Annotated in this window: 28 protein-coding genes; 16 read left to right on the top strand and 12 right to left on the bottom strand. The window is 69.3% G+C overall.

The features are described 5' to 3' along the window. Positions 1 to 96 precede the first annotated feature (96 nt). The gene (locus tag BM228_RS01010; protein WP_244536979.1) at positions 97 to 1,635 is read left to right on the top strand and encodes an efflux transporter outer membrane subunit; all 1,539 of its coding nucleotides are present in this window, start codon (positions 97 to 99) and stop codon (positions 1,633 to 1,635) included. Positions 1,636 to 1,651: 16 nt separating this feature from the next. Here BM228_RS01010 and BM228_RS01005 read toward each other — a convergent pair whose 3' ends face one another. The 4 genes from BM228_RS01005 to BM228_RS00990 all read right to left on the bottom strand — a co-directional run bounded on the left by BM228_RS01005 (position 1,652) and on the right by BM228_RS00990 (position 5,977). Further along, complete coding sequence (locus tag BM228_RS01005) at positions 1,652 to 2,443, bottom strand: flagellar hook basal-body protein (RefSeq protein ID WP_092036732.1); 792 nt, start codon at positions 2,441 to 2,443, stop codon at positions 1,652 to 1,654. Positions 2,444 to 2,583: 140 nt separating this feature from the next. After that, the gene (locus BM228_RS01000) at positions 2,584 to 3,051 is read right to left on the bottom strand and encodes a secondary thiamine-phosphate synthase enzyme YjbQ (RefSeq protein WP_092036319.1); all 468 of its coding nucleotides are present in this window, start codon (positions 3,049 to 3,051) and stop codon (positions 2,584 to 2,586) included. Continuing rightward, positions 3,048 to 4,925: a cisplatin damage response ATP-dependent DNA ligase gene (locus BM228_RS00995; RefSeq protein WP_092036317.1), complete on the bottom strand. Its 1,878-nt coding sequence runs from the start codon at positions 4,923 to 4,925 to the stop codon at positions 3,048 to 3,050. Before BM228_RS00995 ends, BM228_RS01000 begins: the two co-directional genes overlap by 4 nt. After that, positions 4,922 to 5,977: a ligase-associated DNA damage response exonuclease gene (locus BM228_RS00990; protein WP_092036315.1), complete on the bottom strand. Its 1,056-nt coding sequence runs from the start codon at positions 5,975 to 5,977 to the stop codon at positions 4,922 to 4,924. Before BM228_RS00990 ends, BM228_RS00995 begins: the two co-directional genes overlap by 4 nt. 68 nt (positions 5,978 to 6,045) lie before the next feature. On the opposite strand from BM228_RS00990, the gene BM228_RS00985 reads away from it, so the two are divergent. Further along, positions 6,046 to 6,993, top strand: coding sequence for a class I SAM-dependent DNA methyltransferase (locus BM228_RS00985; RefSeq protein ID WP_092036313.1), 948 nt, complete (start codon positions 6,046 to 6,048; stop codon positions 6,991 to 6,993). Positions 6,994 to 7,060: 67 nt separating this feature from the next. Further along, positions 7,061 to 7,855, top strand: a complete 795-nt coding sequence (locus BM228_RS00980; protein WP_092036311.1) for a YoaK family protein — start codon at positions 7,061 to 7,063, stop codon at positions 7,853 to 7,855. Positions 7,856 to 7,870: 15 nt separating this feature from the next. On the opposite strand, the gene BM228_RS00975 is transcribed toward BM228_RS00980, so the two are convergent. The 4 genes from BM228_RS00975 to BM228_RS00960 form a co-directional block, all read right to left on the bottom strand. Then, entirely contained in the window at positions 7,871 to 8,299 is a 429-nt protein-coding gene (locus BM228_RS00975) for a carboxymuconolactone decarboxylase family protein (protein WP_092036730.1), read from the bottom strand. Positions 8,300 to 8,319: 20 nt separating this feature from the next. Then, entirely contained in the window at positions 8,320 to 8,706 is a 387-nt protein-coding gene (locus tag BM228_RS00970; protein ID WP_092036309.1) for a MerR family transcriptional regulator, read from the bottom strand. A gap of 121 nt (positions 8,707 to 8,827) precedes the next feature. Beyond that, positions 8,828 to 9,259, bottom strand: a complete 432-nt coding sequence (arfB, locus tag BM228_RS00965) for an alternative ribosome rescue aminoacyl-tRNA hydrolase ArfB (protein ID WP_092036307.1) — start codon at positions 9,257 to 9,259, stop codon at positions 8,828 to 8,830. 149 nt (positions 9,260 to 9,408) lie between these two features. Continuing rightward, entirely contained in the window at positions 9,409 to 9,705 is a 297-nt protein-coding gene (locus BM228_RS00960; RefSeq protein ID WP_092036305.1) for a BolA family protein, read from the bottom strand. 109 nt (positions 9,706 to 9,814) lie between these two features. Here BM228_RS00960 and BM228_RS00955 point away from each other — a divergent pair, with 109 nt between their 5' ends. The 4 genes from BM228_RS00955 (at position 9,815) to cobT (ending at position 14,061) form a co-directional block, all read left to right on the top strand. After that, a complete protein-coding gene (locus BM228_RS00955) occupies positions 9,815 to 10,438 on the top strand; it encodes a J domain-containing protein (protein WP_092036303.1) in 624 nt (207 codons plus the stop codon). Positions 10,439 to 10,648: 210 nt separating this feature from the next. Beyond that, a complete protein-coding gene (gene cobS, locus BM228_RS00950; protein ID WP_092036301.1) occupies positions 10,649 to 11,632 on the top strand; it encodes a cobaltochelatase subunit CobS in 984 nt (327 codons plus the stop codon). A 5-nt stretch (positions 11,633 to 11,637) separates the two neighbouring features. Further along, complete coding sequence (locus BM228_RS00945; RefSeq protein WP_244536978.1) at positions 11,638 to 12,147, top strand: DUF29 domain-containing protein; 510 nt, start codon at positions 11,638 to 11,640, stop codon at positions 12,145 to 12,147. 6 nt (positions 12,148 to 12,153) lie between these two features. Next, on the top strand, positions 12,154 to 14,061 hold the full coding sequence (cobT, locus tag BM228_RS00940; RefSeq protein ID WP_092036299.1) for a cobaltochelatase subunit CobT: 1,908 nt from the start codon (positions 12,154 to 12,156) through the stop codon (positions 14,059 to 14,061). Positions 14,062 to 14,088: 27 nt separating this feature from the next. On the opposite strand, the gene BM228_RS00935 is transcribed toward cobT, so the two are convergent. Then, complete coding sequence (locus BM228_RS00935; protein ID WP_092036297.1) at positions 14,089 to 14,571, bottom strand: carboxymuconolactone decarboxylase family protein; 483 nt, start codon at positions 14,569 to 14,571, stop codon at positions 14,089 to 14,091. A 79-nt stretch (positions 14,572 to 14,650) separates the two neighbouring features. Here BM228_RS00935 and BM228_RS00930 point away from each other — a divergent pair, with 79 nt between their 5' ends. After that, positions 14,651 to 15,106, top strand: a complete 456-nt coding sequence (locus BM228_RS00930; protein WP_092036295.1) for a MarR family winged helix-turn-helix transcriptional regulator — start codon at positions 14,651 to 14,653, stop codon at positions 15,104 to 15,106. Between the two features lie 93 nt (positions 15,107 to 15,199). On the opposite strand, the gene rpmB is transcribed toward BM228_RS00930, so the two are convergent. Then, positions 15,200 to 15,502, bottom strand: a complete 303-nt coding sequence (gene rpmB / locus BM228_RS00925) for a 50S ribosomal protein L28 (protein WP_058190906.1) — start codon at positions 15,500 to 15,502, stop codon at positions 15,200 to 15,202. Positions 15,503 to 15,878: 376 nt separating this feature from the next. Here rpmB and BM228_RS00920 point away from each other — a divergent pair, with 376 nt between their 5' ends. Both BM228_RS00920 and BM228_RS00915 read left to right on the top strand, forming a co-directional pair. Further along, on the top strand, positions 15,879 to 16,742 hold the full coding sequence (locus BM228_RS00920; protein ID WP_092036726.1) for a DUF3108 domain-containing protein: 864 nt from the start codon (positions 15,879 to 15,881) through the stop codon (positions 16,740 to 16,742). Positions 16,743 to 16,820: 78 nt separating this feature from the next. Continuing rightward, positions 16,821 to 17,111 carry a DUF1330 domain-containing protein gene (locus BM228_RS00915; RefSeq protein WP_092036293.1) on the top strand — a complete coding sequence of 97 codons (291 nt, stop codon included), beginning with the start codon at positions 16,821 to 16,823 and terminating at the stop codon, positions 17,109 to 17,111. Between the two features lie 10 nt (positions 17,112 to 17,121). Here the strand turns inward: BM228_RS00915 and BM228_RS00910 are convergent, their stop codons facing one another. Next, on the bottom strand, positions 17,122 to 17,478 hold the full coding sequence (locus tag BM228_RS00910) for a darcynin family protein (protein ID WP_092036291.1): 357 nt from the start codon (positions 17,476 to 17,478) through the stop codon (positions 17,122 to 17,124). Positions 17,479 to 17,502: 24 nt separating this feature from the next. On the opposite strand from BM228_RS00910, the gene BM228_RS00905 reads away from it, so the two are divergent. The 6 genes from BM228_RS00905 to BM228_RS00875 all read left to right on the top strand — a co-directional run bounded on the left by BM228_RS00905 (position 17,503) and on the right by BM228_RS00875 (position 25,246). Continuing rightward, positions 17,503 to 18,180, top strand: a complete 678-nt coding sequence (locus tag BM228_RS00905) for a TetR/AcrR family transcriptional regulator (RefSeq protein ID WP_208611965.1) — start codon at positions 17,503 to 17,505, stop codon at positions 18,178 to 18,180. Positions 18,181 to 18,677: 497 nt separating this feature from the next. Beyond that, complete coding sequence (locus BM228_RS00895) at positions 18,678 to 22,007, top strand: helicase-related protein (RefSeq protein WP_167367627.1); 3,330 nt, start codon at positions 18,678 to 18,680, stop codon at positions 22,005 to 22,007. 9 nt (positions 22,008 to 22,016) lie between these two features. Then, positions 22,017 to 22,310: an RNA-binding S4 domain-containing protein gene (locus BM228_RS00890; protein ID WP_092036287.1), complete on the top strand. Its 294-nt coding sequence runs from the start codon at positions 22,017 to 22,019 to the stop codon at positions 22,308 to 22,310. Positions 22,311 to 22,527: 217 nt separating this feature from the next. Beyond that, the gene (gene fdxA / locus BM228_RS00885; protein WP_092036285.1) at positions 22,528 to 22,866 is read left to right on the top strand and encodes a ferredoxin FdxA; all 339 of its coding nucleotides are present in this window, start codon (positions 22,528 to 22,530) and stop codon (positions 22,864 to 22,866) included. Positions 22,867 to 23,422: 556 nt separating this feature from the next. Further along, entirely contained in the window at positions 23,423 to 24,019 is a 597-nt protein-coding gene (locus BM228_RS00880; RefSeq protein ID WP_092036283.1) for a CarD family transcriptional regulator, read from the top strand. Positions 24,020 to 24,370: 351 nt separating this feature from the next. After that, complete coding sequence (locus BM228_RS00875; RefSeq protein WP_007559662.1) at positions 24,371 to 25,246, top strand: RNA polymerase factor sigma-32; 876 nt, start codon at positions 24,371 to 24,373, stop codon at positions 25,244 to 25,246. A 21-nt stretch (positions 25,247 to 25,267) separates the two neighbouring features. Here BM228_RS00875 and BM228_RS00870 read toward each other — a convergent pair whose 3' ends face one another. Then, positions 25,268 to 25,774, bottom strand: coding sequence for a GNAT family N-acetyltransferase (locus BM228_RS00870; RefSeq protein WP_167367626.1), 507 nt, complete (start codon positions 25,772 to 25,774; stop codon positions 25,268 to 25,270). Between the last annotated feature and the right edge of the window lie 23 nt (positions 25,775 to 25,797).

Genomic DNA, 25,797 nt, shown 5'->3' with positions numbered 1-25,797 from the left:
ACACCACAGGGCCGGTCCGGCGCGCGGGATCGCGCCACCGTCGGATTGACTTGGCCGTGCGCCCGGACGCTCTACCGAGGGAGGGGTTTCGGGGGCATGATGGTGGGGTTGGCGCCGAACCGGTGCGGTCGTGCGGCCGCTGTGCTGGCCGCAGCCCTGTCCCTATCGGCCTGCGCGGTCGGCCCGAACTTCGTGCCGCCCGAGGCGCCGCCGGTCGGCCGCTACACCAAGGAGCCGCTGAAGAACCCCTCGGCCGCCGACAACATCCGCACCCGCCAGGGCGGCTCGGCGGACCAGAGCTTCGTCTCCGGGGCCGACATTCCGGGCCAGTGGTGGACCCTGTTCCACTCGAAGGCCCTGAACCAGCTGGTCGAGCAGGCGCTCGCCAACAACCCGACCCTGGAGGCGGCGCAGGCCTCGCTGCGGATCGCGCAGCAGAATGTGCTCGCCCAGAAGGGCACGCTCTACCCGAGCCTAACCGCGACCCCGCAGGCGCAGGGCATCCTGGCACCGGGCCTCGACCTGCAATCGCCGCTCAACAACCAGACCAACTACCTCTACAGCCTCTACACGCCGCAGGCCGTGGTCTCGTACAATCCCGACGTGTTCGGCGGGAACCGGCGCCAGATCGAATCGCTGGAGGCCACCACCGAGAACCAGCGCTTCCAGCTGGAGGCGGCCTATCTCAGCCTCACCGGCAACGTCGTCGCCGCCGCCATCCAGGAGGCGGCCCTGCGGGCGCAGATCGACGCCACCCGCAAGGTGATCCAGGCGCAGACCGAGGTGCTGCAGCTCTACAACAAGCAGCTCTCGCTCGGGCAGATCGCCGGGGCCGACGTGGTCCAGCAGCAGGCCGCCCTGGCCCTGTCGCAGCAATTGCTGCCGCCCCTGGAGAAGCAGCTGGCGCAGCAGCGCAACCTGCTCACGGCGCTGGCCGGCCGGCTTCCCTCCGACGAGATCGCGGAGACCTTCCAGCTCGCGGCCCTGCGCCTGCCGACCAAGCTGCCGGTGAGCCTGCCCTCGCGCCTCGTGCAGCAGCGCCCCGACGTGAAGGCGGCCGAGGCCCTGGTCCAGCAGGCGAGCGCCGGCGTCGGCGTCGCGGTGGCGAACCGCCTGCCGCAATTCAGCCTGACCGCCACAGGCGGCTCCAGCGCCGTGCGGCTCGCGCAGGTGACCAACCCTGGGGCGGCGTTCTTCACGATCATCGGCCAGGCGACGGCGCCGATCTTCGACGCCGGCACCCTGTTCCGGCGCCAGCGGGCGGCGGAGGAGACGCTGACCCAGGCGCAGGCCCAGTACAAGGCGACGGTGATCACCGCCTTCCAGAACGTTGCCGACGCCCTGCGGGCGCTCCAGGCCGACGCCAAGGCGGTGGCGGCCGCCGATGCCGCGGTCAGCGCCACCAACCAGAGCCTCGGGCTGATCCGCAAGCAGTACACGGCGGGCGCCGTCACCTCGACGCAGGTGCTGATCGCCCAGCAGGGCTACCTCTCGGCGCTGGTCACCTCGGCAGGCGCCCGCGCCACCCAATACGCCGACAGCGCGGCCCTGTTCGTGGCGCTGGGCGGCGGCTGGTGGAACCGCAACGACGTGGCTCCGCCCCCGCCCGAGACGGATCCGCTGAAGTTCCTGTGAGGCGCGCCGTCAGGCCTCACACATCCATCGCGATGGCGTCCTGCAGCATCTGGTCTGCGGCGCTCATCACCTTGGTGTTGGCCGTGTAGGCTTGCTGGGTCTCGATCATCTTGGAGAACTGGTCCGAGATGCCGGCATTCGACTGCTCCACCGACCCGGCCGCGATGGTCGCGCCGTCGAGCCCGAAGCTCGGCGTCCCGGACCGGCCGTTGGCCACGTAGGTGCCGCCGTCGAGAAAGGTCAGGTTGTCCTGGCCGCCGAACTGCGCCAGCGTCAGCGAGCCGAGCGGCTGCGTGCTGCCATCCGCGGCCGTGCCGGTGAGGGTGCCGGCGGGCGAGACCGCGAGGCTCGCGAGGGTGTTCGCCCCGGTGGGGACCTGGACCGGCGCCGTCGCCGAGGGGCCGGCGAACAGGTAATAGCCCGCTCCGTTGACCAGGTAGCCGCTTGAATCCGGGGAAAAATCGCCGCGCCGCGTATAGGCGGTCTCGCCCGTGAAGGTCGGGCTCTGGGGGGTGCCGGTGTTCGACCGGACCACGAAGTAGCCGTTGCCCGAGATGGCGAGGTTGGTCGAGACCCCGGTGGACTGGATCATCCCCTGAATCCCGAGGGTGTCGCGGGTGCTGGTCGAGACGCCGCCGCTCGTCTGCGCCTTGGGCGTGGTCTGGGCCAGCATGTCGGCGAAGCTGGTCTCCGTGGTCTTGAACCCCGCCGTCTGGGTGTTGGCGATGTTCCCGGAGATGTTGTTGAGCGCGAAGGACTGCGCCGAGGCGCCGGCCACCGCATTCGAGAGCGCGTCGTAAAGGCCCATCGGGGTCTCCATTCCCGAGACCGGCCCACCAAACCGATCCTATACCGGCCCATAGAGGCGCAGCATGGTTAACCGGCGGTGTGTCAGCGAATGTTGCTCCCTGACCGATGCCGGGACGGACCGAACATGGATCTCCGGGCTCAGGCCCCGATGACACTCACCACAATCTCCCGCCGATGCGGTCGGTCGCGGTGCTCGATCAGGTAGATCCCCTGCCAGGTGCCCAGGGCCAGCCTGCCTTCGACCAGGGGGATGCTCAGGGCGGAATCCGTCACCAGCGTGCGGATATGAGCCGGCATGTCGTCCGGCCCTTCGGCGCCGTGGACGTAAAGGGCGCCGCGCGGGGCGAAGCCGTCGAGCGCGGTCATGAGGTCGGTCTGCACGTCCGGGTCGGCATTCTCCTGGATGGTCAGGGAGGCCGAAGTGTGCCGGCAAAAGACCGTAACGAGCCCGTCCCGGATGCCGCTGCCGCGCACGAACTCGGCCACCGCCCTGGTGAAGTCCGTGAAGCCCGGCCCCGGGGTCGCGATGGTCAGGCGGCCGCTCGCGTGGCGCTCCACCGCGCCAGCGGCCAGAGGCTCGACCGAACCGAACTTACCCTGCCTCATGCATCCGTCTCCGTCAGCGTAGCCCCCGGAGCGATCTCGCGCTCGCCGCGGGCGAGGATCCGCTCCAGCACGTCGATCCGGTCGGCCTCCGCGGCGGGCTTGTCCCAGCGGATGCGGCTGACCCGGGGGAAGCGCATCGCCACGCCGGATTTGTGCCGGGTCGAGCGCTGCACGCCCTCGAAAGCGATCTCCAGCACCAGGCCGGCCTCGTGCCCGTGGGTGACCTCGCGCACCGGCCCGAACCGCTTGGTGGTGTTGTTGCGGACGTAGCGGTCGAGCTTGGCGAGCTCGGCATCGGTGAAGCCGTGATAGGCCTTGCCCACCGGCACCAGCTCGTCGCCGCCCTCCGGCGCCTCCCGCCAGACCCCGAACGTGTAGTCCGAGTAGAACGACGAGCGCTTCCCATGGCCGCGCTGCGCATACATCATCACCGCATCGACGATATGGGGCTCGCGCTTCCACTTCCACCAAGGCCCCTTCGGGCGGCCCGGCAGGTAGGGGCTGTTGCGGCGCTTGAGCATCACGCCCTCGATCGCGTCCGCATCCTCCCCGGCACCCACGGAGGCCGGGTCGGCCCGGGCGGCGGCGAGCGCCTCCCAATCCGCGAACGGGACCACGGGGGAGATGTCGATCCGGGCATGGTCGAGGCGGGTGACCAGGGCTTCCAGCTGCTCGCGGCGGGTCGCGAACGGCTCAGCCCGCAGATCGTCGCCGTCGAGCGTCAGGAGGTCGTAGGCCCGGACATGGGCGGGGAATTCCTCCAGCAGCTTGCCGGTCACGGCCTTCCGGTTCAGGCGCTGCTGCAGCACGTTGAAGCTCTGGACCCGGCGCTCGCGCAGGATCAGCAGCTCGCCGTCCAGCGTCCCCGTGAAGGTGATCGCCTCGGCGAGATCTGGGAACGCCCCGGTGATGTCCTCCCCGGTGCGGGAATAGACCTTGGCGACCTGGGCGCCCGCCCGGTCGCGACCGCCGACGAGCTGGACGCGGATGCCGTCCCACTTCCACTCGGCCGAAAAGGCCTCCGGCTCGAGCTTCTCGAGATCGGCCTCCTCCTCGATCGGATAGGACAGCATCGGCGGCCGGAACGGGGCCGGATTCAGGGTCTCGGGCCGCTCGGCCCGGCCCTCGACCCAGGCGAACAGGGTCTCGAACGGGGGCGTCAGACCGTGCCAGACCTCCTCGACCGCATCCGCCTCGTGGCCGCCGAGGGCGCCGACCGCGGTCTTGGCGAGCCGCGCCGAGACGCCGACGCGCAGGTTGCCGGTGACGAGCTTCAGGAGCGCCCAGCGCCCGGTCTCGTCGAGGGCGTCGAGCCATTCGGCCAGATGGCGGGGCAGCTCCCGCTTCGGGATGGTCGCCAAGGTCTCGACGACCTCGGCGAGGGTCGGGACGTGCGGGGGCGGGTTGTTGTGGCCGATCCCCCCACGCGCATCCCCTCCCCCCTCTGCGGGGGAGGGTGAGCCGGCCGTCAGGCCGGGTCGGGAGAGGGGAGCGACGGTGCGGGAAAAGTCGCGACGGGCCTCATAGTCGGAATCGTCGCGCTGCCCCTCTCCCCCCCTGCTCCGCAGGGTACCCTCCCCCGCAGAGGGGGGAGGGAGAGGCGTCGAGGGCCAGATCAGCGCCGTGGTCTCGGCGAGATCGCCGACGTAGTTGTGCGACAGGCGGAACAGCACCGGGTCGATGCGCTCCTCCACCAGGCCGCGGATCAGGGCCGGCTTGGCCTCGCGGAAATTCAGCGTGCCGGTCATGGCGCCCAGCGCGTAGCCGCGCTCCGGATCCGGGGTGCGCGCGAAAAAGTCCTGGAGCATCCGAAGCTTGGCGTTGCGGCGCGGCTCGTAGGCGAGGCGGTCGAGGAGATGGGCGAAGTCGTTCACGCCGCCACCTCCGGCTCGGCAGCATCGGCCGGGGCCGGCTCCGCCTCGCCATCGTCGCCATAGCCGAGCATGTGGAGCGGCTTCGCCTTGATTCCTTGGGTCCCGCACCAATGGACCAGGGCATCCTCCTGGCCGTGCGTCACCCAGACCTCGCCGGCCCCGGTATCGCGGATCGTGCGGCACAGGTCCGGCCAGTCGGAATGGTCGGAGATCACCAGCGGCAGCTCGACGCCCTTCTGGCGGGCGCGGGCGCGGACCCGCATCCAGCCCGAGGCGAAACATGTCACCGGATCGGGGAATTTGCGCGACCACAGGTCCTGCATGGCCGAAGGCGGGCAGATGACGATGGCGCCGTGCAGGTCCTTGCGGTCGGCGGCCACGACCTTCGGGGTATCGCCCAGGGGGATGCCCTCGCGCTTGTACAGCTCGGTCAGCTTCTCCATCGCCCCGTGCAGGTGGATCGGCCGGTCCCAGCCCTCCTCGCGCAGCAGCGCCATCACCCGCTGCGCCTTGCCCAGCGCGTAGGCGCCGACGATGTGGGCGCGCTCCGGAAACAGGGCCACCGAGGCCATGAGCTTGCGGACCTCGTCGCGCGTGTCCGGATGGGTGAAGACCGGCAAGCCGAAGGTCGCCTCGGTGATGAACACGTCGCAGGGCACGACCTCGAAGGGCAGGCAGGTCGGGTCCGGCGCCCGCTTGTAGTCGCCCGACACCACGACGCGGACGCCGTCCCGCTCGATGGCGATCTGGGCGGAACCGAGCACGTGGCCGGCGGGCGCGTAGCGCACCGTGACGTCACCGATGCGCAGAGCCTCGCCGAGCCGGGCCTCCTGGCGCTGGCGGCAGAACTCCTCGCCGTAGCGCACCGCCATGATCCGCAGGGTCTCGGGCGTCGCCAGCACGTGGCCGTGGCCGGCCCGGGCGTGGTCGGCATGGCCGTGGGTGATCAGCGCCCGCTCCACCGGCCAGGTCGGATCGACGTGGAAGCCCCCGAGCGGGCAATAGAGGCCCTCGCGGGTCAGGGTGAGGAGATCGCTCGCGCGTGTCGGCATCGGGTCCTTGGTGCGGGTGGAGTCCGCCGGTGGCCCCGGTATATAGGCGCCCCCGACCCGGCAGACGCATGGCCCCGCAACACAGTTCCGGCGACCTCCTCGCCGACCGCCGCTATCGCTACGCCGAGGCGTGCCTCGCCGACCACGACTTCTCCGGGGCCGCGGATCTCGCCGAGCAGGCCCTGGAGATCGCGCCCCGCTACGCCCCGGCTTGGCTGCTGCTCGGCCGCGCCCGGGAAGGCCTGGCCGCGCAAACCGACGATCCGGTTCTGCGGGCCGCCGCGACGCGGGCCTATGCATGCGCCCTCGACATCGATCCCGACGATGCGCTCGGCGTGCGGGCGCATCTCGTCCGACTCGGCGAAGGCGGCGGCCTGCCGGCCTTGTCGCCGGCCTATATTCGAATGCTCTTCGACGGCTACGCCCCGCGTTTCGAACGCCATCTCGTCGACGGGCTCGGCTATGTCGGCCCGCAACTCGTGCTGGACGCCCTGCCCGTCGAACCGGGGCGGTTCAACGTCGCGCTCGATCTCGGCTGCGGCACCGGCTTGATGGGCGCGGCGATCCGCGACCGGGTCGGGCATCTCACCGGGGTCGATCTCTCCCCCGGGATGCTGGCCCTGGCTCGCGCCAAGACGCAGGACGGCCGGCCGCTCTACGACCGACTGGCCGAGGGCGATCTGTTGGCGTTTTTGGCGGGGGAGGGTTCGATCTCCGCCGATCTATGCCTCGCAGCGGACGTGCTGATCTACGTGGCGGACCTTGCGCCCGTACTCGATGGGATCGCCCGCGTCCTGCGACCCGGCGGAATCGCGGCCTTCACGGTGCAATCCAAGGACGGCGACGGCGCGGCCCTGGGGGCAGACGGGCGCTACGCCCATGCGGATTCCCATATTGCCGACTCAGCCAGCCCGGCCGGCCTGGAGATTCTAACCCTGCACCCGGCCGATGTCCGGCGGGAGAACGGCCAGCCGGTGCCGGGCCGCGTCGTTGTGTTGCGGCGCACCGCGGCATGAAACCGCTCGGCTATTCGTCCATTGTCAGTCGGTCGCATCAAGCGCGGCAGTGGAACTGGGGACCAGCATGGCGGATTTCGGCGGCAGGAACGATGGCGGCGCACAGGAGCGCAAGCCCGACCTGCCCGTGGACCGTTCCTTCCCAGCAGATCCCCGAACGCGGATCTTTTTCGCCATCGCGCTGGCGACCCTTGCGGGATGCGCCGATTCCATCGGCTTCCTGGAATTCTCGCAGCTGTTCATGTCGTTCATGTCGGGCAACACCACGCGCTTCGGCGTGGCGGTGTCGAACGGCGATTGGGAGAACGTCACCCGCGTCGCCAGTACCATCAGCCTGTTCTGCTTCGGCGCCTTCCTAGGCACGCTGATCGCCGCCTGGGTCGGGCGCTGGCGTCTCGCCGTCCTGCTGACACTCCAGGCGCTGCTGCTGGCTGGCGGCCTGCTGATGCCCTGGGGCACCTTCGCCTACCCGCTGCACGCCTACCCGATCGTGCTGGCCCTGGGGCTCCAGAATGCGACCTTGCAGGACGAGGGCGGCCGCTCGCTGGCGCTGACCTACGTCACCGGCGCGGTGGTCCGCTTCGGCACTGGCTGCGCGAACCTGCTGCTCGGCACGGTGGCGCCCTCGTTCTGGATCCAGGCGCCGCTCTGGGCCGGCCTCAGCACCGGCGCCGTGCTCGGTGGCCTGCTCGACATCCGCTACGGCGAATCCGCCTTCCTGTTCCCCGCCGGCCTCGCCGCACTGCTGGCGCTGATCGCGATCGCGCTGACCATCGCCAAGCCCGGTAGCACCTTAGTCGCCGGCTCGGCCCCCGCCCCCGACGCCAGTCCGAAGGCGCAGGTGATCGACGCGATTCATTGAGCGGCCTCAGCCTGCTCACTCGGCAGCGAAGGCATCGCGCGCGGTGCCGATGGCATTGAGCGCCGCGGGAAAACCGGCATAGGGGATCATCTGCATCACGGTCTCAACGATCTCCTGCCGCGAGGCCCCGACCCGCAACGCGGCCCGCATGTGGACCTTCAGCTGCGGGGCGGCTGTTCCCATTGCGGTGAGCGCGGCGACGGTCATCAGTTCGCGCGTCTTCACGTCCAGCCCGGGACGCGCGAACACGTCGCCATAGGCGAACTCGACGATGTAGCGGCCGAGATCGGGGGCGATGTCGCGCAGGCTCTCGACCACGGCGGCACCCTGTGATCCGCTGATGGCCCGGAGTTGGGCCAGACCGCGCTCATAGCGGTCCTGCGGCAGCGAGCCTTCAGGAGCGCTGGATCCATCCGCGAGCGGAAGTGCTGCCGCGCCGGCCATCACGGTGCGTCGATCGACCATCATAGGCTGTCTCCGGTTTGAGTTTCTTGGGTTTGGACTTCTCGGTCGTGGTAATGGGCGATCTTCGCGTCGAGGGCCGCGATGAGCCCGCGCAGTTCGTCCCGGCGCGCGACGAGGGCGGCCCGGTGCGCCTCAAGCATCGCGCGACGCGCGCCGAGAGTGGCGTCGCCCCTGGATCGCAGGCGGCTGTATTCGAGCCGTTCGCGGATCGGCATGTCCATCGCCTGGAGCTTGCTCAGGAAGCGCGCCCAGGCGAGATCATCCGCACCGTAACTGCGCCGGCCGCCGCCATCGCGCGCGGTTCGGGGCAGCAAGCCGATCCGCTCGTAATAGCGGAGCGTATCGGTGCTGAGGCCGCTTCGGATTGAAAAGTCGCTGATCTTCATCGGGCGAGACTCACTGCGCCGATGCGGTTTACGTGTTGGAGTGCGCTCCACGTCAAGCGAGCGTGCGGCGATGGCTCTGTGAGATCATGGGTCTTTGGGCGAGCGACGCGCCAAACCCAGATCAGCCCTCGGAATCCCGGTAGCTGCCCCGGCCCTGCTTGATCACGGCGCGGCTCTTCTTGGCGCCGATGCGCCGCTCTTTCGAGCCCTTGGTGGGCTTGGTCGCGCGGCGGATCGGCGGCGGCGGCTTGGCCGCCTCGGTCACGAGGTCGACCAGCCGCTGCAGCACGTCGGCCCGGTTGCGCTCCTGGGTCCGGTGCCGCTGCCCGGACAGGACCAGGACGCCGTCCTTGGTCAGGCGCCGGCCAGCGAGCTTGTACAGGTTCGCCTTGACCCGCTCATCGACCGAGGGCGAGGCGAGGATCGACCAGCGCAGCTGGACCGCGGTCTCGACCTTGTTGACGTTCTGCCCGCCCGCCCCCGAGGCGCGCATGAACGACAGCTCGATCTCGTCGTCCTCGATGACGATCCGCGCGTTCACCCGCAGGGCCATGGCGACCTCCGGCCTGCGGTCGATCCGGGCCGTTCGCGGGTGCGCCGGAACACCCGTTCCGGGGCGGAGCCGACGGTTTCGGGGGTGCGAACCGGAGCCACGATCGCCATATCCTCACGTCCTAATCCGTTGCCAATCCGTTGCCGGCTTCAGGCGGCCTCGGCCGGGGTCCGGGCGCGCAAGGCCAGGGCGTGCAGGCCGCGCTTGAAGGCGTCGTCCAGCAGGGCGTTGACCAGGCGGTGCCGCTCCACGCGGCTCTTGCCCTCGAAGGCCGACGCGACGATGTCGAGCCGGTAATGGGTCTCGCCTCCCGGCCGCGCCCCGGAATGGCCCGCATGCAGGTGCGATTCGTCGATCACGTCGAGGTGAGCCGGCGCGAGTTCCGCGCGCAGTTTCGCCTCCATCCAGCCCCGCAGGGTGCCGTCCTCACCGATCCCGTCAGCCATCGCGCCCTCACCTCTAATTCGCCGGCATCCGTCAAGCCCGATCCCGCGCATGCGTCATCAGGCCCGGTGCCCTTGTGTCTCCGGTTTGCCCCCTCATAATCGGCCCGTCATGGATCTCAACTCGCGCCTGTTCGACAGCATCCGGATCAGAAAACCGTCCTGCGACGAGCCGAAGCCCGCGGCCGACGGCACGTGCGAGGCTCAGGGCTGCACGCAGCCGGGCCTGCACCGAGCCCCGAAGGGGCGTAAGGCGGAGGGCCAGTACTGGCGGTTCTGCATCGATCACGTGCGCGCCTACAATGCGAGCTACAATTACTTCGACGGCATGAACGATGCCGCCGTCCAGGCTTATCAGAAGGATGCGATCATCGGGCACCGCCCGACCTGGGCCATGGGGGTGAACCCCGCCGGCCAGGGCAAGCCGGCCGAGGAGCCGACCCGGGACTGGGCCTATGTCGATCCGCTCGGCATCCTGCGCGGCGCCGGCGTCGAGGGACGCCGCCGCGCCCGCCAGCCGGAGCCGGAAAAACCCCGCCGCACCGCCACGGTGCGCCGCGCCCTCGACGTGATGGGCCTTGAAGAGGGGGCCGACGGGCCCGCCATTAAGGCGCAGTACAAGGCGCTGGTGAAGCGCTTCCACCCCGATGCCAATGGCGGCGACCGCTCGTTCGAGGAGCGGCTGCGCGACATCATCCGCGCCCACGACGTGCTGCGCGCCGCCGGGCTCTGCTGAGCGGCACGAACGATGCAGGCCGATCCGGTCGTACGATAGGGCAAACCGCGCGGCGCGACCCTATATGGGGCTGGTGCCGATCGGTGGCGCCGCACAGCGTCGCCGTTTAAAGATGTGAGTCCGCCCCGCGGCGGATGCCCGGCTCGACGTTCTTCCGTGCGGAGGCTCCATTCCCTCGGGCTGGAGTTTCCGCGCCTCACGAGGTCCCGAATGCTCTCTGACGACACGCCCGCCGCGCTGCCCGACCGCACCGTTTCCGTCCGCGAGGTCTTCGGCATCGACCTCGACCTCAAGGTTCCGGCCTATGCCGAGCCGGAGGAGCACGTTCCCGATCTCGATCCGGACTACATCTTTGATCGGGAGACGACGCTGGCGATCCTGGCCGGCTTCGCGCGCAACCGCCGCGTGATGGTCACCGGCTATCACGGCACCGGCAAGTCGACCCATATCGAGCAGGTCGCCGCGCGGCTGAACTGGCCCTGCGTGCGGATCAACCTCGACAGCCACGTCTCGCGCATCGACCTCGTCGGTAAGGACGCCATCGTCCTGCAGGACGGCAAGCAGATCACCGCCTTCCAGGACGGCATCCTGCCCTGGGCGCTGCAGAACAACGTCGCCCTGGTGTTCGACGAGTACGATGCCGGCCGGCCGGACGTGATGTTCGTGATCCAACGCGTGCTGGAATTGTCTGGCCGCCTGACGCTGCTCGATCAGAAGCGCGTGATCCGCCCGCACCCGGCCTTCCGGCTGTTCGCCACTGCCAACACCGTGGGCCTTGGCGACACGTCGGGCCTCTATCACGGCACGCAGCAGATCAACCAAGGCCAGATGGACCGCTGGTCGATTGTGACGACCCTGAACTACCTGCCGCACGACCGCGAGGTCGATATCGTGCTCTCGAAGGCGGTGCACTACCGCAATGACCAGGGCCGCGACATCGTCAACCGGATGGTGCGGGTGGCGGACCTGACCCGCAACGCGTTCATGAACGGCGATCTCTCCACCGTCATGAGCCCGCGGACGGTCATCACCTGGGCCGAGAACGCCGACATCTTCAAGGATGTGGGCTTCGCGTTCCGGGTGACCTTCTTGAACAAGTGCGACGAGCTCGAGCGGACCCTGGTAGCCGAATTCTACCAGCGCGCCTTCGGCAAGGAACTGCCCGAGAGCGCGCTGAACGTCGCCCTGAGCTGAACCGCATGGAGGACGCGATGGCGCATCCGGCTCCGACACGCGAGGACGCTTTGGCGGCTCCGCATGCCGATGGGCGGACGCGCTATGCGGACGACCTCTACACCTGGGTCCAGGAGCAGGTGGCGCTGCTCCGCGCCGGCCGGGTGGACGCGCTCGACCTCGACAACATCGCCGAGGAGCTGAGCGACGTGGGGAGCGCGCAATACAGTCAGATGGAAAGCGCGTTGCGCGTTCTCATCATGCACATGCTCAAATGGGATCAGCAGCCGGAGAAGCGCACGCCAAGCTGGATCTACTCGATCCGCGAGCAGCGCCTCCGGTACGCAAAAATTCTGCGGAAGAACCCGGGTCTGAAGCCGCATCTCAACACGATGCGGGACGAGATCTATCCAATCTCACGCAACTGGGCGGCGGATGAATGCCACCTCCCGCCGGGCGAGTTCCCTTCAGAATGTCCCTACACCTGGGACGATCTGCTTGAGCGCCCCTTCGACCTCGATTCGATGAAGACGTAGCCCTGCATGTCCATCTCCAACCGCAAGCCCGGCGAGCGTCGCGAATCCGTGGCCGAGCCCCTGAAGCGCTCGGTGGCGGGGTGCCTGCGCGCCATCGCCCGCCGGTCCGAGGTCGAGGTGACCTACGCCACCGACCGGCCGGCGCTGACCGGCGACAAGGCCCGGCTGCCCGAGCCGCCCCGCAAGCTCTCGGCGCAGGATGTCGCGGTGCTGCGCGGCAATGCCGACGCCATGGCGCTGCGGCTCGGCTGCCACGACATCGCGGTGCATCGCCGGCTCGCCCCCGAGAACGCCGCCGCCCGCGCGGTCTACGATGCTGTGGAGCAGGCCCGGGTCGAGGCGATCGGCTCGCGGCGGATGACCGGCGTCGCCAGCAACATCACGGCGATGCTGGAGGACCGCTACCATCGCGGCGGCAAGTACGAGACCATCACCGACCGCGCCGATGCCCCCATGGAGGATGCCGTCGCCCTGATGGTGCGTGAGCGCCTGACCGGGCAGCGGCCGCCGGAAGCGGCCTCCAAGATCGTGGAGCTGTGGCGCGCGCATATCGAGGCCAAGGCCGGACCGAACCTCGACGGCCTGATCGGGTCGATCGAGGACCAGCGCAAGTTCGCCCGCTCGGTGCGCGACCTGCTGACCTCCCTCGACATGTCCGACGAGACGCCGTTCGACGCCGAGGATGACGAGAACGACGACGAGAACGACGCCCAGGACGACGAGCAGAACCCGAGCGAGGGCGATTCCGAGGAGAAGAGCCAGGGCGAGCGCGCCGAGATCGAGACCTCGGAGGAAGCCTCCGACGAGATCGAGGAGGGCGCGCAGGAATCCGCCGACGCGCCATCGGGCGAATTGCCCGACGAGTCCGAGGACGCGGAATCCGAGGAGGCCTCCGAGGCCTCGCGACCACCGACGCGCCAAGGCAACGAGGCGCGCGGGCCCGAATACCGGGTGTTCAACCCCCGGTTCGACGAGATCATCCACGCCGAAGAGCTGTGCGACGCCGACGAGCTGTCGCGCCTCCGCAGCTACCTCGACAAGCAGCTCTCGCACCTTCAAGGCGTCGTTGGGCGCCTCGCCAACCGGCTCCAGCGCCGGCTCCTGGCCCAGCAGAACCGCGCCTGGGACTTTGATCTGGAGGAGGGCCAGCTCGATCCGGCCCGGCTCGTCCGCGTGGTCATCGACCCGTATCAGCCCCTCTCCTTCAAGCAGGAGAAGGACACCAATTTCCGCGACACCGTGGTCACGCTGTTGCTGGACAATTCCGGCTCGATGCGCGGCCGGCCGATCACCGTGGCGGCGACCTGCGCCGACATCCTGGCGCGGACGCTTGAGCGCTGCGGCGTGAAGGTCGAGATTCTGGGCTTCACCACCCGGGCCTGGAAAGGCGGCCAGAGCCGCGAGGCCTGGCTCGCCGCCGGCAAGCCGCCGAACCCGGGCCGCCTCAACGACCTGCGCCACATCGTCTACAAGTCGGCGGACGCGCCCTGGCGCCGGGCCCGGAAGAATCTCGGGCTGATGATGCGCGAAGGTCTCCTCAAAGAGAACATCGACGGCGAGGCCCTGGACTGGGCGCATAAGCGCCTGCTCGGGCGGCCCGAGCAGCGCAAGATCTTGATGGTGATCTCGGACGGCGCGCCGGTCGACGACTCGACCCTGTCGGTCAATGCCGGCAACTACCTCGAGCGGCACCTGCGCTGGATGATCGAGGAGATCGAGACCCGCTCGCCGGTGGAACTCCTGGCCATCGGCATCGGCCACGACGTCACCCGCTATTACCGCCGGGCCGTGACGATCATCGATGCCGAGGAACTGGGCGGCGCCATGACGGAGAAGCTGGCCGAATTGTTCGAGGAGAACAACGCATCCGCGCCCACGGGCCGGGCCCTGCGCGCGGCGGGCGGACGGCGCTGACGGTTTGCGGGGTGCCCGGCGCGACCCTCAGGCCGCCCGCTGGGCGAGTGGCGAGAAATGCAGGCCGCCCGCGATGAGGTTCCAGGCGTTGATGGCGGCGATCGCGACGGTCAGCAGCAGCGTCTCGTCTCGGCTGAGCAGCGCGCTGGGCGGCTCGGCGGAGTGCGAGGGCGCAGCGCCGTCGGCCATACGGGTGAGGTGCTCGGCCCAGGCCAGGGCGGTGCGCTCGCGGGCCGAGAAGACCGGGCTGTCGCGCCAGACGGCGATCGCGTCGAGAATCGGGTCGGCGATGCCGAGGCGGCGCGCCGTGTCGAGGTGAAAGCCGACGCAGAACGCACAACCGTTGATCTGGGAGACGCGGATCTTCACGATCTCGCTCAGGCGCTTATCCAGGCCGGCCTCATCCACGGCCTCGCCGAGGGCGAGCAGCGCCGCGTGAGCCGCCGGGACCGAGTTCCTGAACGTGTCGTATGAAAAGCCCGCCTCATCGTGCAGCGTCACTTCGGACATGGTGCGCCCCCGCCATTCGCGCTATTATCAAAACACGAACAACATATCAGAACGCTGATAACCGGCAAGGGCCGATGCCATGGATGATCTGCCGGAGGCGGGAGAAGGCAAGCGCGGCGTCGAGGGGCATCTGGGCTATCTGCTGCGGCAGGCGGCCCATGCGCATCGCCAGCACGTCGAACAGCAGCTGAGCGGCCTCTGCCTGACCCTGCCGCAATTCTCCGTCCTGACGATGCTGGCCGCCTATCCCGGCCACAGCAGCGCGGATCTCGCGCGCCTTGCCCTCGTGACCCCGCAGACCATGAGCGTCATCGTCGCAAATCTGCTGAAGGCCAGCCTCATCGTGCGGACACCACATCGGGTTCACGGCCGCATCCAGACGATCGCCCTGACGGACGCGGGCGAGGCGATGCTCGAAGGCGCGAAGAAACGCGTCTATGCGCTGGAAGCGGAGATACTGCGCGATCTCGCGCCCGAGGCGCAGGCGGCGATCCGACAATGGCTGACGCGAATCGCGCAGCCGGAGACCAGATAGGGGTCAGGCGCAGGCAAGCGCAAACCGCCGCGGCATGCCCTGCCGCGGCGGTTTGCATCGTCCGATCGATGAAAGGCGCGGAAGCGCGCGAGATCAGGCCGCGACGGCCGGGGTCTCGGCGAGCTTCTTGTGGATCTCGCGCTTCAGCAGGCGGGCGGTCTGCGAAAGGTCGCCTTCGCCGGCCTTGATCAGGAAGGCGTCCAGGCCGCCGCGGTGCTCCACCGAGCGCAGGGCGTGCGCGGTGACGCGCAGGCGAACCCGCTTGCCCAGCGCATCCGACTGGAGCGTGACGTTGCACAGGTTCGGCAGGAACCGGCACTTGGTCTTGTGGTTCGAGTGGCTCACGAGGTGGCCGACCTGAACGGCCTTGCCGGTGAGTTCGCAGCGGCGCGCCATGATGACTAAAATTCCCGTCTCGTTCCGCCCGAGAAGACCCGATCGCAAGCGGCGCGATCATCGTCGCAGCGGGCGGCGCCCGATACGTATTCCAGGTCCAGCGGAGTCCTGTTGAAGGCGCGAGCCTATAGGCGACCTGGCCCCGATGCGTCAAGCTCCGGACCGATCGATCGGACGTCGCCTCGGCGCCCAACGGTCTGTTAACCACGATACCGGGATATAACCCTCATCGGCTCGACGAAGGCCAGCGCCGCGCCGGTACCGAGAGCCCCTCTCGCGAGATCATCTCGCAACCGATAATTTCGTCCGCGTTTCCTGGGATGCGATCCGGATCATGAGCGCCACGCCTGTCCGTCGGACGATCAAGCCGCTGACGATGCGCCTTCTCGGGACCGTGCTCGCCCTCGCGGCGCTCGGTGCCCCGGCCGATGCCGCCCGGCGCGCGAAGCGGGCTGCCGCCGCCGCGCCTGCGACGGTGACGGTCGATTACGGAATCAACCTCGCGGGCCTGCCGATCGGCACCGCGCGACTCGCCGGCAGCTTCGAGCGCGACCATTACCTCATGGATGTCTCGGCGGTGCTGACCGGCCTCGTCGGGGCGATCACAGGCGGCAAGGGCTCGGCCCGGGCCTCCGGCACCTTTTCGGCCGCGCCGCAGCCCGGCGCCTTCTCGATCGCGACCCACACGGCGAGTTCGGGGATCGCGGTGCGCATGGCGCTGGCCCACGGCAACGTCGTGCAGGCCGAGATCACGCCGCCGCTGGTGGACATGCAGGACCGGGTTCCGGTCACGGCCGCCCACAAGCGCGGCATCATGGATCCGGTGAGCGCGCTGCTGATGCCGGCCCAAGGCCGGGGCGAGCCACTCGATCCGGCCAATTGCAACCGGACCCTGCCGGTGTTCGACGGCGCGACCCGGTTCAACGTGGTGCTGAGCTACGCCGAGACCCGGGACGTGCAGAAGCCCGGTTATGCCGGCCCGGTCCTGGTCTGCACCGCCCGCTATCAGGCGGTGGCCGGCCACCGGCCGGACCGGCCCGGGGTGAAGTTCATGGAGGACAACCGCGAGATGTCGGTCTGGCTCGCCCCCGTCGAGGGGACGCGGGCGCTGATTCCCTTGCGCATCTCGGTGCTCACCACGATCGGCACCAACATCATCGAGGCGACGCGCTGGACCCAGGGCGCCGCCAATGGGACGGCCGGCGCCAGCGTCGCCCAAGCGAGCCTGCCCGGGCAGTAGGTCGCGGCCGCGATTCGCCTTTGACCGGCGGCCTCTTTCCCGGCATCGCGTGCGCCGCGACAGGGAGGATGCAGGATCATGGCGAAGGGCTACATCATCGTCCGGATGACGGTCACCGATCCGGAAACCTACGCGGCCTATGCCGAGATGGCCTCCGCGGCGATGCGGCTCCACGGTGCCAAGCCCCTGGTGCGGGGCGGCCGCTGCGAGGCGCTGGAAGGTGAGGCGCGGCCGCGCAACGTCGTGCTGGAATTCGACTCCTACGACGCGGCGCGGGCCTATTATTTTTCGCCGGACTATCAGGCGGCCAAGGCCAAGCGCCTGCCCGCCGGCATCGGCGAGGTCGTGCTGGTCGAGGGCGCCGATTGAGGCGACGCGTCTACGCCGCCAGGGGCGCCCGGCCGTAATTCGTCGCGTAGGCATTCTCGACCGCCGGGATGATCTCGACGATCGTGAACCACCGGTCCCAGAACGCGGTCTCGCGCAGAGCCTCGACCACGCATTCGTAGGCGTGGTGGTCGCTCGCATCCCAGACCCACAGGTCGGTCACGCGGGCGGTGTAGAATTCAGCATCGTAGAATCGCAGCTTCACCGACTCGGCGTGGCGGCGCAGGATCGGCTCGAACACCGCGCGGAGTTGGGCGAAGCGGTCGTCGATCGACAGGGCGAGCCATTCGGGCGACGTCTTCACCAGCATGAAGACGGTGAGCTTAGGATTGAAGGTCTGGTCGGACATGGAATTGACCGCTCCGTGGGTCTGTTGGAACGCCCGGATGATGCCTCCCTGCGACCCGGCGCCGAACTCGCGTTCATGACCGGCCGGACGGCGCGGGGGCCGGCGCTCAAGCCCCGGAAAAGCCCGGAACAATCCCGATCCGCCGAGACGGTGCGGACGATCCTCGAAGGCGCGGCTCGCGTTCTGGAGGAGCGGGGGCTCGCCGGCTACACGACCAACGCCGTGGCCGAGCGGGCCGGCGTCTCGGTCGGTTCAGTCTACCAGTACTTTCCCGGCAAGGAGGCGCTGACCGCGGCCCTGGTGGCGCGGGAGACCGGCTTGCTGATCGCGGCCGTGCAGGCCGCCACCGAGGCGGAGACGCCGGAACTCGGCCTGCGCCGGATCGTACAGGCGGCGGTCGCCCACCAGATGTCCCGGCCGCGCCTCGCCCTACTGCTCGACCGGGAGGAGAACCGGCTCCAGCTCGCCGACAGTCTGGATGCGGTCACCCGGGCGATCTCGGGCGCCTTGCTGGCCCTGCTGGGGCACCTCGAACCCGCGCCGCCGGTCGAGGCTGAGATTGCGGCGGGCGACCTGTTCGCGCTCGTGCGGGGCATGGTCGATGCCGCCGGGGAGCGCGGCGAGCGGGCCGGCGACGCGCTGGAACATCGGGTCCTGCGCGCGGTGTTCAGTTATCTCGGGCTGCCGTTCGCAGCGCTCTGAAAATCTTTCCTCTTTTGGGCGACGATCCGCGCATGTGCCCGCATCGCCTCCGAACCGCCCTCGCCCTCGCGGCTCTCGCCTTCGCCGGATCAGCCGCGGCCCGGCCCCTCATCGCCGGGTCGGCGGATCCCGGGTGCGGCGGGGACGCCTTCTCGTCGGCACAGGTAATCGAGCATCAGCCGCCGCGGCGCGGCCCGCTGGTCGCGGTGCCCGACACCCTCTGCGCCGATCTCGCGCCCCAGCCCGGATCCCCGGCGACGCAGATCGACGTCTATCCGCTGATTATGCCGCAGGTTGGCAGCGGCCCGGGTGATATCCCATATGGGAGAGGTCCGACGCGGCCCTACCGTCCCTGACGCGACCGGCCGCCTAAAACTCCCTGCCCGCGCCAGACGGCGCCGCGCCGGCCTTCCCGCCCGAAGGAACCGCCGACCATCGACGCGCCGCTTCGCCCCCTCCCCCGCCGGTCCCTGCCGCGCGACGTCCGCGCCCGCGGCGTGACGGCGGTTCTCGGGCCGACCAACACCGGCAAGACGCATCTCGCCATCGAGCGGATGCTCGCGCACCCGACCGGCATGATCGGGCTGCCCCTGCGGCTGCTCGCCCGCGAGGTTTATTTGCGGGTGGTCGCCAAGGTCGGGCCCGAGAAGGTCGCGCTGGTGACCGGGGAAGAAAAAATTAAGCCCGATCGGCCGCGCTACTGGATCTGCACGATCGAGGCGATGCCGCGCGACCTCGACGTGGCCTATGTCGCTATCGACGAGATCCAGCTCGCCGCCGACATGGATCGCGGCCACGTCTTCACCGACCGCCTGCTCTACCTGCGCGGCCGGGAGGAGACGCTGCTGATCGGCTCCTCGACCATGCTGCCGCTGGTCCAGAGCCTGATCCCCAACGTCCACACCACGACCCGGCCGCGGCTGTCGCAGCTGAGCTTCGCGGGCGAGAAGCGGCTGTCCCGCCTGCCCCGGCGCACCGCGATCGTCGCGTTCTCGGCGGAAGAAGTCTACGCCATCGCCGAGCTGATCCGGCGCCAGCGCGGGGGCGCCGCTGTGGTGCTGGGCGCGCTCTCGCCGCGCACCCGCAACGCCCAGGTCGAGATGTACCAGGCGGGCGACGTGGATTACCTCGTCGCCACCGACGCGGTCGGGATGGGGCTCAACCTCGATGTCGACCACGTCGCCTTCGCGGCGAACTGGAAATACGACGGCACCCGCTTCCGCAAGCTGACTCCCGCCGAGATGGGCCAGATCGCCGGCCGGGCCGGCCGCCACCTCGCGGACGGGACCTTCGGCTCCACAGGGCGCTGCCCGCCCTTCGAGCCGGAAATGGTCGAGCGGCTGGAGAATCACGATTTCGACCCGCTGCGCATCCTGCAATGGCGCAACCCGGATCTCAGCTTCAGCACCCTGGAGGCGCTCCAGGCGAGCCTCGACGAGCACCCGCGCGAATCGGGCCTCACCCGTGCACCCATGGGCGAGGACCAGCAGGCCCTCGAGATCCTGATGCGGGAAGACGACATCCGGGACATGGCGGGGAGCCAGGCGACGGTCAGGCGCCTGTGGGACGTCTGCGGTGTGCCGGATTACCGCAAGGTCCACCCGCAGGTGCATGCCGACTTGGTAGCGCAGCTCTTCCGTTTCCTCATGAAGGGCATGGCCGGGCGCATCCCCGACACGTGGTTCGCCGAGCACGTGGCGATGATCGACCGCACCGACGGCGACATCGATACGCTGTCCCGCCGGATCGCCCAGGGACGCACCTGGACCTTCGTGGCGAACCGCCCCGACTGGCTCCGCGACCCAGAACATTGGCAGGGCGAGACACGTCGGGTAGAGGACAGGCTGTCAGACGCCCTGCACGAACGCCTCGCGAGCCGCTTCGTCGACCGGCGCACAAGCGTCCTGATGCGGCGCCTGAGAGAGAACACGATGCTCGAAGCCCAAATTTCCGCCGACGGTGACGTCACCGTCGAGGGTCAGCATGTCGGTCACCTGCATGGATTCCTATTCGTCCCCGATGCCAGCGCCGAGGGGCACGAGGCCAAGACCCTGAGGAGCGCCGCCGAGAAGGCGCTCGCCGGGGAGATCGAGGCCCGGGCCGATCGTTTCGCGGCGACCGCCGATTCCACCCTCGTGCTCGCGCATGACGGGACGATTCGTTGGACCGGTGCGCCGGTGGCGAAGCTGACCCCCGGCGAGAAGCTGTTCGCGCCGCAGATTCGCCTGCTCGCCGACGACAGCCTGACCGGCGCGCATCGCGAGAAGGTCGAGGGCCGCCTCGATGCCTGGCTGAAGGCCATGATCGTGCGCCTGCTCGGCCCGCTGATGGAGCTCGAGACCGCGGCCGACCTCACCGGGTTGGCCAAGGGCATCGGCTACCAGGTGGTCGAGGCGCTCGGCGTGCTGGAGCGGTCGAAGGTCGCCCAGGAGATGCGCAGCCTCGACCAGGAGGGGCGCGGCGCGCTCCGCCGGCACGGCGTGCGCTTCGGCGCCTACCACATCTTCTTGCCGGCCCTGCTGAAGCCGGCGCCGCGGACTCTGGCGGCCCAGCTCTGGGCCCTGCGCAACGGCGGCCTCGACCAGCGCGGGCTGGACGAGATCGCGCATCTGGCCGGCTCCGGCCGGACCTCGATCAAGGTCGATCGCGAGATCGCCAAGGGCCTCTACCGGGCGGCCGGCTTCCGCGTCAGCGGCGAGCGGGCGGTGCGGGTCGATATCCTGGAGCGGCTGGCCGACCTGATTCGCCCGGCCATCGCCTATCGCCCCGGCACCACGCCGGGCGCCCCGCCGGAGGGCACCGCCGACGGCGACGGCTTCGTGGCGACCGTCGGCATGACCTCCCTGGTCGGCTGCTCGGGCGAGGATTTCGCCTCGATCCTGAAGTCGCTGGGCTACTCCCTGGAGGCCCGCCCCGGTCCGGCCATCACGGTGCCGCTGCTGCCGGCGGCCGCAACGGCCCCGGTTGTGGTCACCCCCGCTGCGGCGAGCGAGGCCGGGGCGACCGGTGAGGCATCGGCCGGCGAGTCCACCGGCGAAGAGGCGGAAGCCGCCGCGCAGGTCGCGGAGTCGGACGCAACAGGCGACGAGGCCTCGGCCTCTGAGAACGCCGAGCCCGCCGTCGCCGCCGAGGCCAGCTCCGAAGCCGAGGGCGCATCCGCCCCCGAAGCTCCGGTGGAGGCCGAGCCCGTCGCGGCGCATGCCGAAGCCGAGCCGGAGGCAGTCCCCGCGTCGGAGGCGGAGGAGGCCCCGACCGAAGCTGCACAGGCTGCCGAGGCGCAGGGCTCCGAGACCATCCAATCGTCCGAGCCGGCCGCTTCACCCGAGCCGGATGCGAGCGAGACCACGGCCGGCGCGGAAGCGCCCGACGCTGAGGCCGCCGCTACGACAGACGAGGCGACCGCGGAGCAGCCCCTGATCGAAGTCTGGCGCCTGCAGCGCCACCAGCGCCCGGCTCATCCCCGGCCGCAGAACCGCCCGCGCGGGGCGGGTCGTGGGCGCGACGGCGGCCAGCAGGGCCAGCACCAGGGTCCGGGTCGTCCGGAAGGCGGGCGTCCCGATCAGCAGCGGCGGGCCGAAGGCGGCGAGCGCCCCGGCAACGAGGGCGGTCCCCGGACCGGTCGGGACCGCGGCCCCCGGCGCGAGCGCTTCGAGGGCGGACGTCCGGAGCGCCGGGACGACCAGCGCAATGCGGAGCAGCGCCATGCGGCGCCCCGGCCCGACCAGCGCCCGCCTCGGCGCGAGCGGGCACCGGATCCCGACTCGCCCTTCGCCAAGCTGGCCGCGCTGAAGGCGCAGCTCGAAGCCGGCGACGGCGGGAAGCGCTGACGCCCGCGGATGCGCGACGGTCGGCAGCGGCTCGACAAGTGGCTGTGGTTCGCGCGGTTCGCGCGGACCCGCGCCCTGGCCGCGCGCCTGTCCGAGGATGGCTTCGTTCGGGTGAACGGCACCCGGGCCGAGAACCCGGCCAAGGGCATCGTGATCGGCGATGTCGTCACGGTGGCCGCGCCCCACGCGACCCTGGCTGTGCGCGTGCTCGGCCTCGGCGAGCGCCGCGGGCCCGCCCCGGAGGCGCAGCTTCTCTACGAGGACCTCGCCGGCACGAAGATCACGATCGAGCCGCCGGAGTGATGAGCCGGCGCCACAGCGTCCGGGCGAGAACCGGATCAGGGGTGCCCTGGGACACCCGCGCGCTTGTCAGCCCGATAGGCAGGGTCTAGAGCCATCGACTTCCGAGGGACCCGGTTCGACGCCGGGTTTTGCGGCGCAGCATCGCGGCGCCACCTGGGCGTGCGGGCCTCCGAGGCTCCGCCCGGGCAGACCAGAATTTTTGGGACGAAGACAACCGATGACCTATGTCGTCACCGACAATTGCATCAAGTGCAAGTACATGGACTGCGTCGAGGTGTGTCCGGTGGACTGCTTCTACGAGGGCGAGAACATGCTCGTCATCCACCCGGACGAGTGCATCGATTGCGGCGTGTGCGAGCCGGAATGCCCCGCCGAGGCCATCAAGCCGGATACGGAATCGAACCTCGAGACCTGGCTGAAGCTTAACGCCGACTACGCCAAGAGCTGGCCGAATATCACTCAGAAGAAGGACGCTCCGGGCGACGCCAAGGAGTGGGACGGCGTTGCCGGAAAGCTCGAGGCACACTTCTCCCCTAATCCCGGCTCTGGCGACTGACGCCTGCGATGGCGCCGCCCGGTCGACGGGACGGCGTTAAAACGACGACCGGGACGGTGCAGAAACTGGATAACGCATCGCCTCACGATGTTGCGATCCGTTATCGGATCGCCTGCCGCTTGTGGATCGTGACGCTGACCCTATTCGACCTGCGTCAAGCGAAGCCCTGAGCCGCGGGCAGGTCATTCCTCTCCGGCCAAGCCGGTGTAAAACTCTTTCGAGGCCGTGCCCGGACCGCGCGCGCTTCTTCAGGGATGCTTTGATCTGCGCGCCGGATTGTGATACACAATCCGCCTGCCGTCGCTCGCGCCAGACGTGCTCCCTCCGGCCGAAATGCCTTTCGCTTTCGTGAATTACGTGGGGTGGTACGCGAACGACCGCCGAAGGTGACTTCGGCGGATGTTCCGGTGTTTGCACGGTCGCGCCGGGGACCACCCGGATCCGAGCCTTCTTGAGGCGGGGATTCCGGAACGGCGAGGCAAACCGGGTGTCCCGCCCGGAAGAACACGGTTTTGCGCGGCGCGGAGCGTCGCGCGCCAGTGGAGGCCCTTCTCGCATGACCACAGCCAAGAAGACGACGACCGCAGGCCGGCAAGGCTTCAAGACCGGTGAGGCCGTCGTGTATCCGGCCCACGGCGTCGGTCGCATCACCGCGATCGAAGAGCAAGAGATCGCGGGCTACAAACTTGAGCTGTTCGTCGTCTCGTTCGAGAAGGACAAGATGGTCCTGCGCGTCCCGACCGCGAAGGCCAACAGCGTCGGCATGCGCAAGCTCGCCGAGCCGGAGCTGGTGAAGAAAGCGCTCGACGTGCTGACCGGTCGTGCCCGGATCAAGCGCACCATGTGGTCGCGCCGGGCTCAGGAATACGAGGCGAAGATCAACTCGGGCGACCTGCTCGCGGTCACCGAGGTGGTGCGCGACCTGTTCCGCTCCGAGGCTCAGCCTGAGCAATCCTATTCCGAGCGTCAGCTCTACGAGGCCGCCCTCGACCGGATCGTGCGCGAGATCTCGTCGGTGAACCGCATCACCGAGACCGAGGCGCTGAAGCTGATTGAGCAGAGCCTCGCCAAGTCGCCGCGCCGCGCCAAGGAGGCCGAGCCCGAGGCTGAGGCCGACGGCGAGGGTGACGACATCCAGGAAGTGGCCGCCTGAGGCGCCTTTTTCCCACGACGATCAAAGCCCGGCCCTCAGCGGCCGGGCTTTTTTTATGCCTGTCTGCGTTCCGTTCGATGGGAGACAGATGCGGCGCGATGACCTTTGGTCCGTCGCTTTTCGCATCGGATCGGAGGGTCGGGGACTGGACGGCGCGACGCCGAAACCCATCTTCTGACAGCGGCACACGAAAACGTGGCCGTCCCGCTGTCGCACTGCGAAGGGTTGCGGCGGAACTTTCGTGTTTTGCCTTCCGTTGTCGGTTGCCTGGCGTCGCCGTTCGGTGACGCCCTGCGGGTTGGACGCTCCGTTCGGCGCCGCAACAGCACTCGGCAACAAGAGGCAGGCGGGATGGCTGATATCGCTGGAATTCGACGGCAGTTCATACGGACTGCCATGGAGGCGCCCTTCCTGGCACGGGAAGAAGAGCGCGGCCTCGCCGTCCGCTGGAAGGACAATCGCGACGAGCGCGCGCTGCACCGCCTGATTTCAGCCCATATGCGCCTCGTCATCGCCCTGGCGGGGCGTTTTCGTCACTACGGCCTGCCGATGGCCGATCTGGTCCAGGAAGGTCACGTCGGCCTGATGGAAGCCGCCGCCCGGTTCGAGCCTGAGCGCGATGTCCGGTTCTCGACCTACGCGACGTGGTGGATCCGGGCCTCGATCCAGGACTACATCCTGCGCAATTGGTCGATCGTCCGCGGAGGGACGTCCTCGGCCCAGAAGGCCCTGTTCTTCAATCTGCGCCGGCTGCGCGCCCGGCTGATGCAATCCACCGAGGAGCATGTCGGCGACGAGATCCACCGCCGCATCGCCACCGCCATCGGCGTCTCGCGCGACGACGTGGCCCTGATGGATGCCCGCCTCTCGGGGCCGGACATGTCGCTGAACGCCCCGGTGGGCGAGGATAACGACGCCTCCTCCGAGCGCATGGACTTTCTGGTCGACGGGGCCGCGCTGCCGGACGAGACGGTGAGCGCCACGGTCGACGGAGAGCGGCGCCTCAGCTGGCTGCAGCAGGCGCTGACGGTCCTGTCCGAGCGGGAGCTGCGGATCCTGCGCGAGCGCCGCCTCGCCGAGGATCAGGCGACCCTGGAGGCTCTGGGTCAGCGCCTCGGCATCTCGAAGGAGCGGGTCCGCCAGATCGAGAACCGCGCCCTGGAAAAGCTCCGCCGCGCCCTGGCCGACCGGTTCCCCGCCGCCACCGGCAGCCCGCATATCGGTTGATCATCCGACGTACGGCTTTCTTCAAGCGAGCCCGGCCTCACAGGCCGGGTTTTCGTGTTTTCGAAGCTGCTTTTCCATCCCAATGGCCCGGGTGGTGATGCGCTCGCCCTGGAACGGCTTGATCTCACCGGTCGGTCCGAATCCCATCCGCGTCCAAAAGCCTAGCACCGGGTTGGTCTCCACCACGGCCAAACGCAGGCTTTGCGCTTGCAGGGTATCCCGAGCGAACCGCTCTGCCGCCTGGCAAAGCATGCGCCCGAGGCCGGATCCCTGGGCGCTCTGACGGATCGCCAGGAGCCCGATGAAGGCCGTTCCCGCTTTCGGGTAGCCGTCGATGAGATCCAGAAGACCGATGGCCGTGTCGTCGCATCGCGCCAGGAAGGCGTGCTTGTTGCGCGGCGCACATCCCGGCGGGAGGGCTGTCACGAACGCGGAAGCGGCATCCGCCCGTCGCGGCACGCCATCGACCCGCATCGAATAGGCGGTGAGATCGTCGAAGACGGCGTCCACGGTGCGCAGGTCGTCCAAGGTGACCGCCACGAGTGATACGC

Source organism: Methylobacterium pseudosasicola (assembly GCF_900114535.1).
Taxonomy (GTDB): Bacteria; Pseudomonadota; Alphaproteobacteria; order Rhizobiales; family Beijerinckiaceae; genus Methylobacterium; species Methylobacterium pseudosasicola.
This window is presented reverse-complemented; position numbering and strand designations above follow the sequence as displayed.